Annotated in this window: 17 protein-coding genes; 9 read left to right on the top strand and 8 right to left on the bottom strand. The window is 67.2% G+C overall.

The annotated features are described in order from the left end of the window. Positions 1–5 precede the first annotated feature (5 nt). A complete protein-coding gene (locus NJF35_RS14275; RefSeq protein ID WP_225790131.1) occupies positions 6–539 on the top strand; it encodes a DUF2589 domain-containing protein in 534 nt (177 codons plus the stop codon). Here NJF35_RS14275 and NJF35_RS14270 read toward each other — a convergent pair. From NJF35_RS14270 to NJF35_RS14260, 3 genes are read right to left on the bottom strand one after another with little or no spacing between them, the layout of a single operon-like run. After that, entirely contained in the window at positions 536–4,210 is a 3,675-nt protein-coding gene (locus tag NJF35_RS14270; protein WP_225790050.1) for a translocation/assembly module TamB domain-containing protein, read from the bottom strand. The two genes, NJF35_RS14275 and NJF35_RS14270, sit on opposite strands and share 4 nt — an antisense overlap. Continuing rightward, positions 4,207–5,949, bottom strand: a complete 1,743-nt coding sequence (locus tag NJF35_RS14265; RefSeq protein ID WP_225790049.1) for an autotransporter assembly complex protein TamA — start codon at positions 5,947–5,949, stop codon at positions 4,207–4,209. The genes NJF35_RS14270 and NJF35_RS14265 overlap by 4 nt, the downstream gene beginning before the upstream one ends. 51 nt (positions 5,950–6,000) lie before the next feature. Then, positions 6,001–6,651, bottom strand: coding sequence for a GNAT family N-acetyltransferase (locus NJF35_RS14260; RefSeq protein ID WP_225790048.1), 651 nt, complete (start codon positions 6,649–6,651; stop codon positions 6,001–6,003). Between the two features lie 162 nt (positions 6,652–6,813). On the opposite strand from NJF35_RS14260, the gene xthA reads away from it, so the two are divergent. The 3 genes from xthA (at position 6,814) to NJF35_RS14245 (ending at position 9,564) form a co-directional block, all read left to right on the top strand. Further along, complete coding sequence (gene xthA / locus NJF35_RS14255; protein WP_225790047.1) at positions 6,814–7,626, top strand: exodeoxyribonuclease III; 813 nt, start codon at positions 6,814–6,816, stop codon at positions 7,624–7,626. A 107-nt stretch (positions 7,627–7,733) separates the two neighbouring features. Continuing rightward, positions 7,734–8,939, top strand: coding sequence for an MFS transporter (locus NJF35_RS14250; RefSeq protein WP_225790046.1), 1,206 nt, complete (start codon positions 7,734–7,736; stop codon positions 8,937–8,939). Between the two features lie 79 nt (positions 8,940–9,018). After that, the gene (locus tag NJF35_RS14245) at positions 9,019–9,564 is read left to right on the top strand and encodes a cupin domain-containing protein (protein WP_225790045.1); all 546 of its coding nucleotides are present in this window, start codon (positions 9,019–9,021) and stop codon (positions 9,562–9,564) included. 12 nt (positions 9,565–9,576) lie between these two features. Here the strand turns inward: NJF35_RS14245 and NJF35_RS14240 are convergent, their stop codons facing one another. Together NJF35_RS14240 and NJF35_RS14235 are read right to left on the bottom strand one after the other, a co-directional pair. Further along, the gene (locus NJF35_RS14240; RefSeq protein ID WP_225790044.1) at positions 9,577–10,173 is read right to left on the bottom strand and encodes a 2-hydroxychromene-2-carboxylate isomerase; all 597 of its coding nucleotides are present in this window, start codon (positions 10,171–10,173) and stop codon (positions 9,577–9,579) included. Between the two features lie 29 nt (positions 10,174–10,202). Further along, positions 10,203–10,934, bottom strand: a complete 732-nt coding sequence (locus tag NJF35_RS14235) for an SDR family oxidoreductase (protein ID WP_225790043.1) — start codon at positions 10,932–10,934, stop codon at positions 10,203–10,205. 90 nt (positions 10,935–11,024) lie between these two features. On the opposite strand from NJF35_RS14235, the gene NJF35_RS14230 reads away from it, so the two are divergent. Continuing rightward, entirely contained in the window at positions 11,025–11,588 is a 564-nt protein-coding gene (locus NJF35_RS14230) for a TetR/AcrR family transcriptional regulator (RefSeq protein ID WP_225790130.1), read from the top strand. After that, positions 11,575–12,168 carry a DUF4157 domain-containing protein gene (locus NJF35_RS14225; protein ID WP_225790042.1) on the top strand — a complete coding sequence of 198 codons (594 nt, stop codon included), beginning with the start codon at positions 11,575–11,577 and terminating at the stop codon, positions 12,166–12,168. The genes NJF35_RS14230 and NJF35_RS14225 overlap by 14 nt, the downstream gene beginning before the upstream one ends. 35 nt (positions 12,169–12,203) lie before the next feature. On the opposite strand, the gene NJF35_RS14220 is transcribed toward NJF35_RS14225, so the two are convergent. Beyond that, entirely contained in the window at positions 12,204–13,199 is a 996-nt protein-coding gene (locus NJF35_RS14220; RefSeq protein WP_410045672.1) for a bile acid:sodium symporter family protein, read from the bottom strand. A 147-nt stretch (positions 13,200–13,346) separates the two neighbouring features. On the opposite strand from NJF35_RS14220, the gene NJF35_RS14215 reads away from it, so the two are divergent. The 3 genes from NJF35_RS14215 to NJF35_RS14205 all read left to right on the top strand — a co-directional run bounded on the left by NJF35_RS14215 (position 13,347) and on the right by NJF35_RS14205 (position 15,107). Further along, entirely contained in the window at positions 13,347–13,970 is a 624-nt protein-coding gene (locus NJF35_RS14215; protein ID WP_225790040.1) for a glutathione S-transferase family protein, read from the top strand. Between the two features lie 293 nt (positions 13,971–14,263). Beyond that, on the top strand, positions 14,264–14,596 hold the full coding sequence (locus tag NJF35_RS14210; RefSeq protein ID WP_225790039.1) for a hypothetical protein: 333 nt from the start codon (positions 14,264–14,266) through the stop codon (positions 14,594–14,596). 88 nt (positions 14,597–14,684) lie between these two features. Continuing rightward, the gene (locus NJF35_RS14205; protein WP_225790038.1) at positions 14,685–15,107 is read left to right on the top strand and encodes a group II truncated hemoglobin; all 423 of its coding nucleotides are present in this window, start codon (positions 14,685–14,687) and stop codon (positions 15,105–15,107) included. On the opposite strand, the gene NJF35_RS14200 is transcribed toward NJF35_RS14205, so the two are convergent. Together NJF35_RS14200 and NJF35_RS14195 are read right to left on the bottom strand one after the other, a co-directional pair. Continuing rightward, complete coding sequence (locus tag NJF35_RS14200; protein WP_225790037.1) at positions 15,098–15,397, bottom strand: hypothetical protein; 300 nt, start codon at positions 15,395–15,397, stop codon at positions 15,098–15,100. The two genes, NJF35_RS14205 and NJF35_RS14200, sit on opposite strands and share 10 nt — an antisense overlap. 207 nt (positions 15,398–15,604) lie before the next feature. Beyond that, positions 15,605–15,793 (bottom strand): hypothetical protein, encoded by a 189-nt coding sequence (locus NJF35_RS14195; RefSeq protein ID WP_225790036.1) that lies wholly within the window; start codon positions 15,791–15,793, stop codon positions 15,605–15,607. Positions 15,794–15,993 lie beyond the last annotated feature (200 nt).

Here is a 15,993-nt window from a genome sequence, read left to right as displayed (position 1 = left end):
CCCCGATGACTTCGAGCGACCTGAGCGACATCACCCGCGGCCTGCAAGAAGCCGCTGCGGCCACCAACACCTTGGTCGCCCAGCAGTACATCAGGCTGTTCGACCAGTTCTTCGACTACGACCCGAACGCATTGGGCAGCCCGATGAAGGCCAAGATGGTCGAAGTGGCCATGGACGGCCAACACAGTTTGCAGATCCCGCTGATCACCCTGGTATCTCCCCGTGGCCTGGCCCTGGAGCGCATGCAGGTCGACCTGTCGGTGCGGGTCAACGGCCTCGACGCCGGTGCCGCCGTCGAATCGGGCGCCGTTGGCGGCACTCGCTTCCAGGTGACGGTCGGCGCCGGTGGCAGGCGTACCGACCAGCGCGACCCGGACGAAGTGCAGATCCGCATGCAGTTCCAGGCCTGCGAGCCTCCCGAGGCGATCAATCGCCTGATCGAGGAATACACCAACCTCATCCTGCCCCGGCGCCAACCCGCCCCAGCCGCCACGGACGAGCAGCGCAACGAGTTCATCGACGCCGCCACGGTCCGTTAGAAATCCCGCTTGTAGAAAATGTCCAGCGAGCTGGCCAGCCCGCTGGCTGCCTCCAGGTACACCTTCTTGCTCAGCTTGTAGCGCAGGGCGATGGTATTGGCCGGCTCGAACACCCCGACGCCGTAACGCAGGCTCAGCCGCTCGGTCAGGTTGCCGCTGGCCACCACGCTGGTGCTGGTCCCCGAACCCTCGGTGTCGAGTTGGAAATCATCGATACCCAGGCTCGAGGCCAGGCTGCCGGTGAGCCCGGCGCTACCGGCCAGGCCCAGGCCGAGGGCCGCCTCGGCGAGCATGTTGCTGTCTTCGCCGGAGGCGCCCAGTGGCCGGCCGAGTACCAGGTACGACAGGGCCTGCTCCTGGCTCATGGCCGGCTCGGAGAACACCTGGCTGGTGGGTTGCTCGGCGCTGCCGCTCAGGCGGATGCCGGCGATCACATCGTCGACCCGGCGGATCGCTTCGATGTCCAGGTAGGGTTGGTCGATGGGGCCGGCGAACAGCAGGCGTGCGCGGCGAATGGTCAGGCGCTGGCCATAGGCCCGGTAGCGGCCGTCGGCCAGGCGCAGCTCGCCCCGGGTATCGAGGTTGTCGCCAATGTGCACGTGGCCCAGCAGGTTGGCCGTCAGGCCGAAGCCTGTGAACGACAGCTTGTCCTGGCCGACCTCGACATCGATATCCATGGCCACCGCCATGGGCGGCTTGCCCTCTTCGGTCTGGCGACCGACGATCACCGCGTCGTCGGACACCTTGACCGTCGACGGCGGTAACTCGCGCACAGTGATCTCGCCCTTGGGCACGTGCACCTTGCCAGTCACTGCCAGCCTTTCGTCGACCAGGCGGATGGTCAGGTCCGGCGCCACTTCCAGCGCCGCATAGGGCTCGACGTTGACCGGCAACTGCTGGCCTTGCAGGCGCAGGTCCACGCCCAGGGCCTGCCCCCAGGTCAGGTTGCCGTCGAGCTGGCCACGCCCGGCCTGGCCGCTGCGCCAGTTGCCTTTCAACTGCACCTGCTCGCCGGCGATCAACGCCTGTAGCGACAGGTCCTGCAGGCTGACCGGCAGCTGCGCGCCGCTCACCTCGCCCCCGGTCAAGGCCAGGCTGCCATTGACCTGGGGCGCCAGCAAGGTACCGGACAACCGACCACTGCCATTGAGCTGGCCGACCAGGCGCTCGACCATCGGCACGAACGGCCGGGCGATCGACAAGTCCAGCCCGGTGAGACGGAAGTCGCCGGACAGCGGCTTGTCCTTGCCCAGTGGATCGAGCCGGGTCGTCAGGTTCAGCTCGCCCAGGCGCTCGCCACGAAAATCCAGGCGGGTATCGATGCGCCGCGGATCGAGCGTGCTGTCCAGGCGCAGCACCTGGTACGGGAAATCGATCCAGCGCCCGTTGTCGCGTACCCGCAGGGTGCCGCCGCTGGCGTCGACGTGGACGCTGCCCTTGGGCCCGCTGGCGGGTATGTCCAGATTGATGTCGGCGCCGAGCAGGCCCTGCCAGGCGAAATCCTTCGGCAACCACTGGGCCAGGCTGTCCAGCGGGAACTGCTTGAGGTGAAAGCGCAGGCGCGGCTCCGGCGCCAGGCGCTGGTCTTCGCCGCACAGGCTGGCTTGGCCGGCGCGCCAGCAATGGGCACCCAGGTCCAACTGGCCGTTGGCCAGGCGCTGCACCCGCGCCGGGGCCTGCAAGCGCCAGTCCTGGCCGCCGGCCTGGATTCGCCCGCTGGCCAGGCGGCCGTGCCAGTCCCCTTTGGCCAACTGGCCGTCCGCGGCCAGGTCGAGCTTGAGTTGTGGCCCATCGAGGCCCACGGTGGCCGCCTGCTGACGGATGTCGCCCTTGCCTTCGACGTCCAGGTTGCCCAGCGCCGTGTCACCCAGGCGGATGTCGCCTGCCTTGAGCGTGACCAGCCCACGCTGGGCATTGTCCAGGCGGGCGTCCAGGGCCAGGCGCTGGATGCGGTTGTCGGCCTGGCCCAGCCGCTGACCCTGCAGGGTCAGGCTGCCTTGTGGCGCCGCCAGGGTACCGGCCAGGTCCAGCCGCCCCTTGACCTGGCCGTGCAACTGCGGCCACAGCTGGCCCAGGCGCGGCAGGTCGAGATCGATGCGCCCGGCCAGACGCTGCTGCAGGCTGCCGCTGCCATTGATGCGGTTATCGCCCAGTTGCACCGCCAGGCTGCCCAGGGTCCAGTGCTCACCGGCGCCCTCGGCCTCGACCTTGAGCAGTGCCGGCTGGCCACGCAGGCGCCCCTTGAGGTCGAGTTGCGCCTGCAACTGCAAGCGCTCGTTCTTCATTTCCCCCTGGCTGCGCAATGGGCCGGCCAGGGTGCCCGGCAGCTCCGCGACCCAGTAGGCCGGGTCGAGGGCCGACAACTGCAAGTCGACATCCCAGGCCAGGGTATCGGCGAAGCGCAGCGCGAGCATGCCGGTGGCCTTGCCCTGCCCGGCATTCAGGGCCAGCTGCGGCAGGCGCACTTGGGTCAAGTCACCCTCGAAGGGGCTGGCCAGGCTGAAGGCGCCCGCCGGACCATCGAGGTCGCCGGCGAAGGTGCCCTGGTAGTTGCCGTCGCGGTACTGCACCTGGGCGTTGAAGCGCTTGAGGGTGACCTGCGGCGCCTCCTCCAGGGGGTAGAGGCGCAACCAGGGGAAGTCCAGCCAGTCGACCTTCGCGTCGGCCGCCAGCCCCTGCTGCCAATCGGCACTGGCCTGCAGCTTGACCCGCTGCTGGTCGTCGGCATTGAGGTCGAGGGCATCGAGCCTGGCGCCCTTGGCATCCACCCGCCCCGCCAGGACCAGGCCGATCGGCCCCTGCTCGGCCGGCAAGCTGGCCGAACCGGACAGCTGGTAGCCCTCGAGCAAGTCGCCCTTGGCATCGAGGCGAAGCTGGTTCAACTGCAAGGTGTCGGGCAGCGACGCGGAGGGTTTGAAGGCATCGGCACGAATGCTCAACATCGCGGGCAAGTGCTCGGCCAGTGGCTGCAGCGCGCCGCTCAGGTGCGCGTCGAGATAACCGCTGCTGGTGGCCTCGAGGTCGAGGGTCTTCTGCAAGTCGCCCTTGGCGTTCAGCCCCAGTTGCCAGGGCTGGCCATCCACGGCAGGCAACTGCAGCGTGCCGCCCAGTTGCAGCGGCCAGTCGCCTTGCGGTTGGAGGTTGCCTTGCAGGCTCAGGTGCAACTCGTCGCGCTGCAGTTGCAGGGTGTCGATGCGCAGGCCTTCGGCCGTCCAGTGCGCGGCCAGTTGCAGGTCGCCCAGCAGATCGCTGCCATCGAGGCGCAGTTGGCCGACCTTGACTTCGCCCAGCTCGATGGCCAGCGGCAGACGCAGCGCTGGCAACTGCAACGGGCCGCTGTCCGGCGCTGGCTCAGCGGGGGCGAAACCCATGTCGACCCGCTCGGCTTGCAGCCGCTCGATGCACAGCCTGGCCCCCAACAGGCACCCCGGCGACCAGGCCATGTGCGGCGCCAGCACCTCGACCCGATTGCCAGCGTCGGCCCAGAGCAGCCGCTCGGCCTGCCAGCCACCGCCCAGGCGCCCCTGGAAGCCCGTGACCTCCAGCCCCGGCACCTGCTTCAGGGCCCAGCCGCTGCCGGCCTGGGTACCGAGCACCAGGCCAAGCGCCAGCGCGACCAGGGCCAGCAGGCCCAGCACGGTCAGCAGGAGGTATTTGAAAACACGCGTCACAGCTCAGGCCCCATGGAAAAGTGCAGACGCAAACCTCCGTCGTCGTCCAGCGCCCGGGCCAGGTCCAGGCGCAACGGCCCGACCGGAGAGACCCAGCGCACGCCGATACCGACGCCGGTCTTGAGGCTGGGCAGCTCCAGCGTATTGAACGAGTTGCCCTGGTCGATGAACGTCGCCACGCGCCATTTTTCGGTCAGCGAGTACTGGTACTCGGCGCTGCCGGCCACCAGGTAGCGGCCGCCGATACGGTCGCCATCGCTGTTCTTCGGCGACAGGCTCTGGTAGTCGTAACCCCGTACGCTCTGGTCGCCGCCGGCGAAGAAGCGCAGCGATGGCGGGATGTTGTGCTTGTAGCCGTTGGTGGCACTGCCGCCGAACTGCACACGACCCAGCAGGCGGTGGCGCTGGCCGAGCGTGGTCAGGCCCTTGAGCAGGACGTTGCCATGCAGCAGGTTGGTGTCCGAGACCAGCCCTTCCTTGGCGGCCTGCAGGTCGAACTGCAGGCGGTAGCCATTGTGCGGGTCGATACGGTTGTCGCTGCGCAGGTAGGCGAAGCTCACCCCAGGCATCAGCAGGTTGCTCAAGCCCGAGTCGTCGCCCAGGCGGTATTCCTCGCGCTGGTACTTGAGCGAGATCACCCGTTGCCAGCCGCTGGGCAGCTTGCTGTGCCACTCCGGGCCGACCGTCAGCAGCTTGCTCAGGGTATCGGTGCCGGCGATCTCTTCGTTCTGGTAGCCACCGGCGAAACGCAGCTTGTCGGTCAGGGGTGGGTCGAGGGGGATGTCGTACCACAGGCCGACGTTCTGCCGTGGCGCCGACAGTTCGGTTTCCCAGCCGTAGCTATGGCCCTGGGGGTTGACCCAGTGCCGGGTCCAGTTGGCCTTGCCGCGCGGGCCGACGTCGGTCGAGAAACCCAGGCCCAGCCCCATGGTGCGGGGCTTGCGGGTCTCAAGCAGGACATCCACCGGCACCACCTCGTCGACCGCGGCGGTCGGCGCCGCGTCGACACGCACGCCCTCGAAGTAGCCACTGGACTGCAGGTCATTGTTGAGTTCGGCGATCAGCTCCGAGTCGTAGGGCGTGCCAGGCTTGAAGGCAACCATGCGCTGCAGCAGGTCGTCGTCCAGCGGGGTGTCACCGCCGAAGGTGACCGCGCCCAGGCGGTAGCGAGGACCGCTCTGGTAGACCAGTTCGATGTCGGCGACCCCGGCCCGTGGGTCGACGGCCAGGCGTTGCCGGCTGAAGCGGCCCTCGAAGAAGCCATAGCGCGAAGCCTGGTTCTGGATCAGCCGCTTGGCGTCCTCGTAGACACCATGGTTGAGCTGTTCGCCCGGGCGCAGGGCCTTGGCGTCGGGAATGCGGAACGCTTTCATCTCGCTGGCCGGCCCTTCGATGCGCACGGTCACGTTGCGCAGGCGCACCGGCTCACCCAGCTCGATGTGGATGATCAATTGCGCTGGGTGGTCCTTTTCGCTCGGCGGCTTGACCTCGCTGGCGATCCGCACCTGATAGTAACCCAGGGCCTGGGCGGCTTTGCGCGCCTGCTCCTGGGCGCCGCGGCTAAAGCGCAGCAAGGCCTCTTCGTCGCGGTCCCCGAGGCTGCCGATATAGCCTTCCACATTGGCCTTCAGGGCCTTGTTGGCCGGTTTCACCCGCACCAGCAATTCGCTCTGGGCCCACACTACGCTGCTGGCGGCCCAAAGGATCAGGCCCCAGGTAAGTCTTCCTGAATACGTCATGCGGCGCATGCTACCAGAGGCGCGCCACGAGTGCGCCGCTTGTCGGCTTCGTCACGCCGTCGCCGGCCTCGACGACGACGGATTGGGGTGGAAGAACACCCGCTCGCGGATCGGCCCCACGGCGATCTCACCGATCTCCTGGTAGCCCTGGCGCTGGTAGAACGCCAGGTAGTGGGCGTTGCCGGTATCCAGGATCACGCCTTGGGTGTCAGGGTCTTCGGCGCACCAGTCGTGCACCGCCTGGAGCAACTGCTCGCCATAGTGCTGCCCCTGGAACTGCGGGTGCACGCCCAGCAAGGGCAGCACATGCACCTGGTCCGTGGGCAGGCAGGCGGCCAGCGCGGCCTGGTAGTCGAGGTAGCGCCGGGTGCAGCGCAGGCCCGTACCGAGGATCATGCGCAGGCGCCAGCTCCAGCTGTCGGCCACGCCCAGGCGGCGGTACGGCGGCACGATCAGCGCCAGGCCCACCAGGCGATCGTCCAGCAACAGGCCGATGGCCGGCAGTTGCATGTAGAAATGCTGGCGCACCCACTCGCGCACCATCGCCCGTAGGCGCCGCTCGTAGCCCGGGCGCTGGGCCTCGAACACATAGGCGAAGGTGGGCTCGTGGCGATAGGCATGGAACAGCAGCGAGCGCGCCTCGCTGCTGTAGCCATCGTCGAGCATGCAGATCCGGGCCGGGGCGGCAGTGGCGTCGGGCATCGTCGGCAGTCCTCCTGGAATGGTCATGCAGTGTCTTGGAGGTGATCCTCCACGCATCGTTCAGCCCCCCAGCACGTTAGCAGTGCCAGCGCTTGGGTGCCATGCTGGTGGTGACGGCCGATGTCGGCTAGCATCCGAGGCTTTTACCAGGATTGTCTTTCCATGAAGATCGTCTCGTTCAACATCAATGGCCTGCGCGCCCGCCCTCACCAGTTGGCGGCGGTGATCGAGAAACACCAGCCGGACGTGATCGGCCTGCAGGAAACCAAGGTCAGCGACGATCAGTTCCCGCTGGCCGACATCCAGGCGCTCGGCTACCACGTGCATTTCCATGGCCAGAAGGGCCACTACGGGGTCGCCCTGCTCTCGCGCCGGGAGCCGCTTTCGCTGTTCAAGGGCTTCGCGGACGATGAAGAAGATGCCCAGCGGCGTTTCATCTGGGGCACCTTCGTCGACGCCAACGGCACGCCCATCACCGTCATGAATGGCTACTTCCCCCAGGGCGAAAGCCGCGACCACCCCACCAAGTTCCCGGCCAAGCAGCGCTTCTACCGCGACCTGCAGAGCCTGCTGGAAGGTCAGTTCCGCAGTGACCAACCGTTGCTGGTGATGGGCGACATGAACATCTCGCCCCAGGACTGCGACATCGGCATCGGCCCGGACAATGCCAAGCGCTGGCTCAGGACCGGCAAGTGCAGCTTCTTGCCCGAGGAGCGGGAGTGGATGGAGCGCCTCAAGAACTGGGGCCTGGTCGACAGTTTCCGCCACCTGCACCCGGAGGTGGACGACCGCTTCAGCTGGTTCGACTACCGCAGCCGCGGCTTCGAGGACGAGCCCAAGCGCGGCCTGCGCATCGACCTGATCATGGCCTCCCATGGCCTGGTGCCGCGACTCAAGGCAGCGGGCGTGGACTACGACCTGCGGGGCATGGAAAAGCCCTCCGACCATGCGCCTATCTGGCTGGAATTGCACTGACTCAAGCGGCAAGCTGCAAGCTACAAGCGGCAAGAGAACGTGAGCACCGCACCGCTTTACTTGCGGCTTGGCGCTTGCCGCTCCCCCCATCGCACCGGACTCCCCCCATGAATGCTGCAAAGGACACTGCACCCCCGCCCGCCACCTCGACCCTGGACATGCGGCCGTTGTTGTTGGTCAACATGGCTTGCACCATGTCGATGATGGCGTTCGTCTCGCTGATCGGCCCGATCGCCCGGCTGCTGGGCATGGCCACCTGGCAGGCCGGTGCGGCGGTGACCGTGGCCGGCGTGGTCTGGGTCGTGCTGGCACGGCCGTGGGGGCGCGCCGCCGACCGTCATGGGCGGCGACGGGTGTTGCTGCTGGGCAGCGCAGGCTTCGCCCTGGCCTACTGGGGGCTGTGCCTGTTCATCGATGGCGCGCTGCGCTGGTTGCCGGGTGCCACCCTGGCCTTTCTCGGCCTGATGCTGGCACGCGGGCTGATCGGCGCGTTCTACGCGGCCCTGCCGGTGGGCTGCAACGCACTGATCGCCGATCATGTCGAGCCGCAACGGCGTGCCGGGGCCATGGCGTCGCTGGGCGCGGCCAACGCCGTCGGCCTGGTGATGGGGCCGGCCCTGGCGGCGCTGCTGGCACGCCATAGCCTGAGCCTGCCGTTCTATATCATGTCGCTGCTGCCGGCGACTGCCTTCCTCGTGCTGCTGTTCAAGCTCAAGCCGCAACCCCTGCCCCAGCGCCATGCCCCCAGCCCGGTGCGCCTGGCCGACCCGCGCCTGCGCCGCCCGCTGCTGGTGGCCTTCAGCGCCATGCTCAGCGTGACGGTGGTGCAGATCACCGTGGGGTTCTTCGCTCTCGACCGCCTGCAACTGGGCTCGGCCGAGGCGGCCCAGGTCGCCGGCATCGCCCTGACCACGGTCGGCGTGGCGCTGATCCTGGCGCAGGTGCTGCTGCGTCGGTTGCAGTGGCCACCGCTGAAGATGATCCGGGTTGGCGCCAGCGTGTCGGCCCTGGGCTTCGCCTGCGCCGCCCTGGCCCTCAGCGCCCCCTGGCTGTGGGCCTCGTTCTTCGTCGCCGCGGCCGGCATGGGCTTCGTCTTCCCGGCCTTCTCGGCGTTGGCGGCCAATGCCATGCAGGCCTCGGAACAGGGCGCTACCGCAGGTTCGGTCGGCGCCGCCCAGGGCATGGGCGCGGTAGTCGGGCCCCTGGCCGGTACCCTGGTCTATGCGCTCGACCCGCGCCTGCCGTTCCTGGCGGTGGCGGCCCTGTTGCTGCTGGTCGGCCTGTGGCCGATGCCCGGCGCGCAACGCCGCTGACAAGCACAGCGCGTTGCCGCCCAGAGTGTGTTTTAATGCGTCGCCCATTATTTTTGACACCTCTTACTACAAGGCGGCTATGGACACGGGGACACGACTCAAACTGGTGCGTGAACGCAACAACCTCTCCCAACGGGAACTGGCCCGCCGCAGCGGCCTGACCAACTCGACGATCTCGCAGATCGAGCAGAACCGCGTCAGCCCCTCGGTCAGTTCCCTGAAGAAACTGCTCGAAGGGATCCCCATGACCCTGGCCGAGTTCTTCGCCTTCGACGAGCCGGTGCGGGAAGAGCGCTACGTGTTCCGTGCGGGCGAGCAGCCCGACCTGGGCCGCAACGGCCTGCGCATGCTGCTGGTCGGCGCCAGCGTCGAAGGCCGGCAGATGCGCATGCTGCGCGAGCTCTATGCGCCCGGCGCCGACTCCGGCGAGCCGATCGTGCATTCCGAAGGCGAAGAATGCGGCCTGGTCACCCGGGGCACCATCGAACTGTGGGTCGATGGCCAGGTGAGCGTCCTCAACTCCGGCGATGGTTACTACATCCCCACCACGCTGCCGCACAGCTTCAAGAACATCGGCCCGGACGAAGCGGAAATCATCAGCGCCAACACCCCGGCCAACTTCTGACCGGCGCCCAGGTCAGGCGCGCGCCAGGGCCTCCTCGACGAAATCCAGGCGGTCCTGGCCGAAGAACATCCGCTCGCCGACGAAGCAGGTCGGCGCGCCGAACACACCCCGTGCCACCGCCTCCTCCGTCGCCCGCTTGAGCGCCTCCTTGACCTCGGCCTGGGCAACCAGTGCATGGAACACCGCGGGGTCGAAGCCACCCTGCTCCAGGGTTTCGTCCAGCACCGCCGCCTCGCCAAGATTGCGCCGGTGCACCCAGAGCCCGTTGAACAATACCTCGAGCAGCGCCTCGAAGCGCTCCGGTGCCCGCAACTGGATGCCGATGGCGCCGCGCATCAGGGTCAACGTGTTCACCGGAAAGCCCGGCGGCAAGCCGAATGGCACGCCGTAGCGGTCGGCGAAACGCTTGAGGTCATCGAACATGTAGTGGCCCTTGGCCGGGACCATCACCGGCGACGCATTGCCCGTGGCCTGGAACACCCCGCCCAGCAACATCGGCCGGTAGCGCAACGTAGCGCCGTGGCGGGTACAGAGGGTGGGCAGTTGGGTCCAGGCCAGGTAGCTGGCCGGGCTGCCCAAGTCAAAGAAGAATTCGACGTGCTTGCTCATGACGTAGTCCTTTTTCTCGGCAACGGTGGCTACCAGCGCTCCATCCACGGGCGCAGGTCCAGTTCGAAGGTCCAGGCATCCCGTGGCTGGGCATGCAGGAACCAGTAGCTGTCGGCGATGTGCGCCGGATCGAGGATACCGTCCTGGTCCTTGAGTGCGTAGCGCTCGGGGAAGCTGTCACGGATGAACGCCGTATCGATGGCGCCATCCACCACCACGTGGGCCACATGGATGTTCCGTGGCCCCAGCTCGCGCGCCATGCTCTGGGCCAACGCACGCAGGCCATGCTTGGCCCCAGCGAAGGCAGCGAACCCGGCGGCGCCCCGGGTACCGGCCGTGGCGCCGGTGAACAGTAGCGTGCCGCGCGCGCGGGTGACCATGCGCCGGGCCACCGCCTGGGCGGTGAGAAAGCCGGCGAAGCAAGCCATTTCCCAGATCTTGAAGTACTTGCGCGGCGTCTCGTCGAGGATGCTGCAAGGCACGTTGGCGCCGATATTGAAGACGAAGACCTCGATCGGGCCGATGTCACGCTCGATGGTCTCGACCAGCGCCGCCACTTCATCCTCCTTGCGTGCGTCGGAGCCGAAGCCATGGGCCTGGCCACCGGCGGCACGGATCTCGTCCAGCAGCGGTTGCAGCTTGTCGACCTGGCGCCGGGTGACGCAGGCGATGTAGCCCTCGCGGGCGAAGCGCTTGGCGATCGCCCCACCAGTGGCATCGCCCGCCCCGATCACCAGGGCCACTTTGGGTTGTGCGGACATCGGCGCCTCCTTTTGATGAATGATCGTTTAGTAAACGAACGCTATGTTATGATCGCGACCATCGTCAAGCCCGCGCCCAGAGGTTCCTCGATGCGCTACTCCACCGAGCACAAGCAACAGACCCGCGAGAAACTGCTGGCCAGCAGCGGCGCGCTGGCCAAGCGCGGCGGTTTCGCCACCACCGGCGTGGCCGGGCTGATGAAGGCCATCGGCCTGACCGGCGGTGCGTTCTACAACCACTTCCCGTCCAAGGACGACCTGTTCACCGAGGTGGTGCGGCGCGAGCTGTCCAACAGCCCACTGGCTCGCCTGGCCGAACAAGGCGCCAGCCGCGAGCGCCTGCAACGCTGCCTGGAGCAGTACCTGAGCCTGGCGCACCTGCACAATGCCGAGGGCGGCTGCCCGTTGCCGCCGCTGGGCGTGGAGATCGCCCGCGCCGGGCGCGAGGTCCGTGAGGAGGCCGAGCACTGGCTGGTGGCCTTGCACACGGCCTGGAGCGCGACCCTGGAGGATGGTGAACTGGCCTGGGCATTGATCAGCCAATGCGTCGGTGCCCTGGTGGTCGCCCGCATGCTCGCCAGCGAAGCGGTGCAGGCCCGGGTACTGGAGGCCAGCCGGCAGGTCGTCGCGAGGGCACTGGATGAAACTCGCTAGCGCCTTTCTCGGCCTGGTCCTGGCGCTCCCGGCGGCGGCCGAGAACGCGTGCCCGCCAGGGCAATACCAGGTGTGCCTGATGGGCTGCTTCTGCGCCCCGATCGATCCCGGGCAGGCCGGCAAGGTACTGGAGGACGTCGAGCGCATGGCCTCCTCGAGCCTCGCCTTCGCCCTGCGCCAGGCCCGCGACGAGGCCACGGCCAGCGGTACCCAGCCGATCCCTCTGCATATCCGCGCCCAGCTCGAGCCCTGGTACGACTTCGCCGTGCTCGACGCGGTGCGCTACCGGGTCGGCGACGAACAGCAGGTCAGCGCGGCCAATGCGCTGTTGCACAATCCGGATGTGAATGCGGTGACACTGATCGATACCATCATCTTCCGCCATGCCCGGGATGCCGAGGACAACGTCGCGCTCTGGGCCCATGAACTCATGCATGTGCAGCAGTACCAGACGCTAGGGGTGGAGGGATTCGCCCAGCGCTACACCCGCGACTACCAGGCGCTCGAGGGGCCGGCCTACGCGATCGAGGCCGAGGTGGCCAAGGTGCTGCGCGAGCGTGCGGCGGGGCGGCGGCGCTGAGTTGCAAGCAGGCTGCGAGAGGGGGTGCTGGCCCGTCAGGAACAGCGCTGCGCCTCTGCCGCCCCCGCCTCCTCTCGGCTGGCGTACCGCTGCGCCAGTACCGCACAGACCATCAGCTGGATCTGGTGGAACAGCATCAGCGGCAAAATCATCGCCCCGATACCGCCGCCAACGAACAACACCTGGGCCATGGGCACACCGGTGGCCAGGCTCTTCTTCGACCCGGCGAAGAGGATGGTGATGCGATCCTCCAGGTCGAACCCAAGCAGGCGCCCGAGCAGCCGCGTGCCGAACAGCACCACGGCCAGGAGAATGCCGCACACCGCGAACAACCCGGCCAGGTGCTCTGGCGAGACGGTGTGCCACAGCCCGGTGACCACCGCTTCGCTGAACGCCGTGAAGACCACCAACAGGATCGAACCCTGGTCCACCAGCTTCAGCCAGCGTGCATTGCGCTTGACCCACGCCCCGATCCAGCGCCGGGCGACTTGCCCGGCCACGAAAGGCACCAGCAGTTGCAGGGTGATCTTGAGCACCGCATCCAGCCCCGAGCCGGTGTCGCCGCTGGCACCGAGCAGCAACATCACCAGCAAAGGCGTCAGGAAGATGCCCAGCAGGCTGGACGCCGCGGCACTGCAGATCGCCGCTGGCACGTTGCCGCGCGCCAGCGAAGTGAAGGCGATCGCCGACTGCACAGTGGCCGGCAGCGCGCACAAGTAGAGCACGCCCAGGTACAGCTCGTTGCCCACCAGCGGCACGAACAGCGGCTTGAATGCCAGGCCCAGCAGCGGGAAGAGCACGAAGGTGCAGGCGAACACCAGCAAGTGCAGACGCCAGTGGCTGGCCCCGGCGATGACCGCCTCGCGCGACAGCTTGGCGCCATGCAGGAAGAACAGCAGGCCGATGGCCAGGTTGGTCAGCCAGCCGAAGAACACCGCGCCGTCGCCCGAGCAGGGCAGCACGGTGGCGACGAGGACCACCCCGAGCAGGGCCAGGGTGAAATTGTCGAAAAGCATGCGCAGGTACTTCATGGCAGGGTCCATCTTGTCATTGTCCAAGGCCAGACGATAAGGTCTGCCGTCTCCCGCCGCTAACGCCGGAACCCCCAGCCGTATCGCCGAACGGACACCTCGAGGCCCGCCTCGCCCCATCAGCCCCTTCCAACCTGGAGCCATGACATGCTGAAAATCCTCGGCAAGGCCTCATCGATCAACGTGCGCAAGGTCCTGTGGACCTGCGACGAACTGGGCCTGCCCTACCAACGGGAGGACTGGGGCAGTGGCTTCCAGCCCACCGACGCCCCGCAGTTCCTGGCGCTCAACCCCAACGCCACGGTGCCGGTGATCGTCGATGGCGACTTCGTGCTGTGGGAGTCCAACAGCATCCTGCGCTACCTGGCCAACCAGCACGCTGGCGAACACCTCTACCCTGCCACGCCCCGTGCCCGCGCCAGCGTCGACCAGTGGCTGGACTGGCAGGCCACCGACCTCAACGACGCCTGGCGCTATGCCTTCATGGCCTTGGTACGCCAGTCCCCGGCCCATCGCGACCCGTCTCTGCTGGAAGCGTCGTGCGCGCAGTGGACGGCGAAGATGCAGTTGCTCGAGCGGCGCTTGCAGGACACCGCGGCCTATGTCGCCGGCGACGACTTCAGCCTGGCCGACGTGGTGATCGGCCTGTCGCTGAACCGCTGGCGGCGCACCCCCCTGGCGCACCCGCCCCTGCCCGCGCTGGATGCCTACCACGCCCGCCTGAGCCAACGCGCAGGCTTTCTCCGGCACGGCGACAACGGCGTCGCCTGAGCCGTGCACGCAGGATTGTCCGACAAGATGTAGTGCGGAAAAATTTTCACTACAAAACGGTTGACGCCGTTCATCGCCCTTGGGCATGATGAAGCCGTCTCCCCGATCGGGAGCGGTGGCAAGGGTGTTCCAGACGGCCTGCGCGGTAACGCAGGCCGTCCGTGGAGAGGGAAACTGTCCAAAAGGCAGCGTGAGAAAGCCCCTGTTGCGATGCTGCTGTAGCAGCCTTGGTAGTGCGCTACACGTTGTGGCGCCGAGTGCGAAATCACTAACTGACGGGTAATGGGGGCTTTATGATGAACTTGAACAACAATCCCACGATCGACCAATTGGCCCAGCTGTTCGCCGCGCGCAAGGACAGCCTCGACGACCATCTGCTGTGGGTCAGCCAGACCGGCGAGGTACGCCTCGACCGCCTGCCGCCCAACACGGTCGAAGATGAATTCGAATCGCACATGCCCAGCATGCGCGCCCGCTTCAAGGTCTACCGCCGTGGCCAGGGCTACGTCGGCAAGAAGGCCGCCGCCGACACCGAGTTCGTCGGTCGCGTCCTGCAGACCCTGCAACAAGAATGGCCCGCCGCCCGTGAGCGGCAGGCAGTCAAGGTGATCGACCCACTGAACTGAGTCGTACCGCCATCTCTTGAGCCCGGCCCACAACGCCGGGCTTTTTCATGCCTGCTACAATGCCCGCCCCTGTTTCCCGGAGCCCCCGATGAACACTCCCGCCTACGGCACCGGCGATGCCTCCTACCAGGCCGCCGGTGGTATCGACGGCCTGCGCCGGCTGGTCGACGACTTCTATCGGCTGATGGATGAAAACCCCGAGGCTGCGAGCGTACGGCGTATGCACCCGGACGACCTGGCAAGCTCGCGGGACAAGCTGGCCTGCTTTCTCAGCGGCTGGCTCGGCGGGCCTCGCCTGTACAGCGAACGCTATGGCTCGATCGCCATCCCGTCGTTCCATGCCCAGTGGCCGATCGATCAGGCGCAGGCCGACATCTGGCTGACCTGCATGGCCAAGGCCATCGCCCTGCAACCTTGGCCTGCGGATTTCGCCGAGTACCTGTTGCGCCAGCTGCGGGTGCCGGCCCAGCGCATCGTCCAGGCCAGCCGCAACCGGCATCCTCAAGCCTGACGCCGCCGACGCTCCGGCAATGCCACGGCACCGATCGCCAGAGCCCGCGCCCGCTCCACGCCCCACACCAGCGCACGGGTCATGGTCTCGCCGGGGCGCGATGGGTAGTACTCCTCCACCAGGGCCTTGCCACCCCGGGCGTACAGGCCGAGGAACAGTTGCGTCGCCCCCAGCCGCGACAGCCGCACCTGTACATCGAGGGTGGTGCCGTCGCTCAATACCTCATCGTGGCAACGGCTATGCAGGTGGGCATCGGCCCACTCCCAATACGTCTCTTCCCTGACTCGCATGGCAACCATCCTCCCTTTCTGACAATGCCGCGCAAGAAAAGCACAGCCGTGGCCATCCGGCGAGGGCAACCCGCCGATGCCATGAGCAGGATCAAGGAATGCGAAAAAAACCCGCCGTCGGGCGGGGTAACCGTCGAGACTGCAGGTGGCCTCCCGATGGATCGGCAACGAACAACCCAGCGCCCCTGAACGGGGCGCTGGCGGGATTCACTTCTTCTGTGGCACCCGCGGCGTGAAGCGGCCTTTCTTGCTGCGCTGCAGATGTGCAGGCTGCAGTTGCTCCGATTCGTCCAGCGTCATGTTGGCAAAACCCAGGCGAAACGCCGACTGGCCGCAGCGCACCTGGCTGTTGATGGGAAATGCATCGTTCATGTCTTCGAAAAAGGATTCGCTCATGCCCTGTCTCCCTCCAATGACGACCGCGCCGACAAGCAGCGTGCTTGCCTAGATAAACGACGGTCCGTTGAAGTGAGACTAGCCGGTCATTTGCGGACTGCCTGGCCAGCCCTCCCGTCCCCGACCAGCGGCATCCCAAGCTCCAATGCCAGGACCGTGCCCGGCTCGCATAGGCGCCGCCTGCTTCTTCTTGCCGCTTG

It is taken from the genome of Pseudomonas guariconensis (assembly GCF_024127895.1).
In the GTDB taxonomy this organism is placed as follows: domain Bacteria; phylum Pseudomonadota; class Gammaproteobacteria; order Pseudomonadales; family Pseudomonadaceae; genus Aquipseudomonas; species Aquipseudomonas guariconensis_B.
The sequence above is the reverse complement of the archived record's forward strand: the minus strand, read 5'-3'. Positions and strand labels throughout refer to the sequence as shown.

What these genes read in the sequence shown, in the direction of transcription:
- NJF35_RS14275 (WP_225790131.1), top strand. Translation starts at nt 6, where the DNA reads ATGACTTCGAGCGACCTGAGCGACATCACCCGCGGCCTGCAAGAAGCC.
- NJF35_RS14265 (WP_225790049.1), bottom strand. Translation starts at nt 5,949, where the DNA reads ATGACGTATTCAGGAAGACTTACCTGGGGCCTGATCCTTTGGGCCGCC.
- NJF35_RS14260 (WP_225790048.1), bottom strand. Translation starts at nt 6,651, where the DNA reads ATGCCCGACGCCACTGCCGCCCCGGCCCGGATCTGCATGCTCGACGAT.
- xthA (WP_225790047.1), top strand. Translation starts at nt 6,814, where the DNA reads ATGAAGATCGTCTCGTTCAACATCAATGGCCTGCGCGCCCGCCCTCAC.
- NJF35_RS14250 (WP_225790046.1), top strand. Translation starts at nt 7,734, where the DNA reads ATGAATGCTGCAAAGGACACTGCACCCCCGCCCGCCACCTCGACCCTG.
- NJF35_RS14245 (WP_225790045.1), top strand. Translation starts at nt 9,019, where the DNA reads ATGGACACGGGGACACGACTCAAACTGGTGCGTGAACGCAACAACCTC.
- NJF35_RS14240 (WP_225790044.1), bottom strand. Translation starts at nt 10,173, where the DNA reads ATGAGCAAGCACGTCGAATTCTTCTTTGACTTGGGCAGCCCGGCCAGC.
- NJF35_RS14235 (WP_225790043.1), bottom strand. Translation starts at nt 10,934, where the DNA reads ATGTCCGCACAACCCAAAGTGGCCCTGGTGATCGGGGCGGGCGATGCC.
- NJF35_RS14230 (WP_225790130.1), top strand. Translation starts at nt 11,025, where the DNA reads ATGCGCTACTCCACCGAGCACAAGCAACAGACCCGCGAGAAACTGCTG.
- NJF35_RS14225 (WP_225790042.1), top strand. Translation starts at nt 11,575, where the DNA reads ATGAAACTCGCTAGCGCCTTTCTCGGCCTGGTCCTGGCGCTCCCGGCG.
- NJF35_RS14220 (WP_410045672.1), bottom strand. Translation starts at nt 13,199, where the DNA reads ATGAAGTACCTGCGCATGCTTTTCGACAATTTCACCCTGGCCCTGCTC.
- NJF35_RS14215 (WP_225790040.1), top strand. Translation starts at nt 13,347, where the DNA reads ATGCTGAAAATCCTCGGCAAGGCCTCATCGATCAACGTGCGCAAGGTC.
- NJF35_RS14210 (WP_225790039.1), top strand. Translation starts at nt 14,264, where the DNA reads ATGATGAACTTGAACAACAATCCCACGATCGACCAATTGGCCCAGCTG.
- NJF35_RS14205 (WP_225790038.1), top strand. Translation starts at nt 14,685, where the DNA reads ATGAACACTCCCGCCTACGGCACCGGCGATGCCTCCTACCAGGCCGCC.
- NJF35_RS14200 (WP_225790037.1), bottom strand. Translation starts at nt 15,397, where the DNA reads ATGCGAGTCAGGGAAGAGACGTATTGGGAGTGGGCCGATGCCCACCTG.
- NJF35_RS14195 (WP_225790036.1), bottom strand. Translation starts at nt 15,793, where the DNA reads ATGAGCGAATCCTTTTTCGAAGACATGAACGATGCATTTCCCATCAAC.